A 1,155-nucleotide genomic window follows, 5' to 3' on the forward strand; every position below is an offset into this window, starting at 1 on the left:
CATAGAAGTACACGAGCAACGGAAGTTAAAAAATCGCGCCAGTTTGACAGTAAAAGCAAGCGGGACATTTGAGGATGGGGTGACTGCGTACCTTTTGTATAATGGGTCAGCGACTTATATTCTGTAGCAAGGTTAACCGTATAGGGGAGCCGTAGGGAAACCGAGTCTTAACTGGGCGAATGAGTTGCAGGGTATAGACCCGAAACCCGGTGATCTATCCATGGGCAGGTTGAAGGTTGGGTAACACTAACTGGAGGACCGAACCGACTAATGTTGAAAAATTAGCGGATGACTTGTGGATGGGGGTGAAAGGCCAATCAAACCGGGAGATAGCTGGTTCTCCCCGAAAGCTATTTAGGTAGCGCCTCGTGAACTCATCTTCGGGGGTAGAGCACTGTTTCGACTAGGGGGTCATCCCGACTTACCAACTCGATGCAAACTGCGAATACCGAAGAATGTTATCACGGGAGACACACGGCGGGTGCTAACGTCCGTCGTGAAGAGGGAAACAACCCAGACCGCCAGCTAAGGTCCCAAAGTCATGGTTAAGTGGGAAACGAAGTGGGAAGGCTCAGACAGCCAGGATGTTGGCTTAGAAGCAGCCATCATTTAAAGAAAGCGTAATAGCTCACTGGTCGAGTCGGCCCGCGCGGAAGATGTAACGGGGCTAAACCATGCACCGAAGCTGCGGCAGCGAACGTATCACTTAAATTTGTTTGTGATGAACCGATTGACGGAACGAAGTGACGTCAATGCGTCCATTAAAGTCGAGGCGAAAGCAAGATTAAGCGAATTTAAGGATACGTTCGTTGGGTAGGGGAGCGTTCTGTAAGCCTGCGAAGGTGTACTGTGAGGTATGCTGGAGGTATCAGAAGTGCGAATGCTGACATAAGTAACGATAATGCGGGTGAAAAACCCGCACGCCGGAAGACCAAGGGTTCCTGTCCAACGTTAATCGGGGCAGGGTGAGTCGACCCCTAAGGCGAGGCTGAAAAGCGTAGTCGATGGGAAACGGGTTAATATTCCCGTACTGGTGGTAACTGCGATGGGGGAACGGAGAAGGCTAGGTTGTCCGGGCGACGGTCGTCCCGGTTCAAGCATGTAGGCAGAGTGACTAGGCAAATCCGGTCACTTAATGCTGAGGTGTGATGACGA

General features: G+C 51.2%; 1 rRNA gene. It reads left to right on the top strand.

From position 1 onward, the window contains the following. Positions 1–58: 58 nt before the first annotated feature. A 23S ribosomal RNA gene (locus tag CUB63_RS17435) occupies positions 59–1,155 on the top strand; the annotation flags it as partial.

It is taken from the genome of Proteus penneri, from assembly GCF_003144535.1.
Classification (GTDB): domain Bacteria; phylum Pseudomonadota; class Gammaproteobacteria; order Enterobacterales; family Enterobacteriaceae; genus Proteus; species Proteus penneri.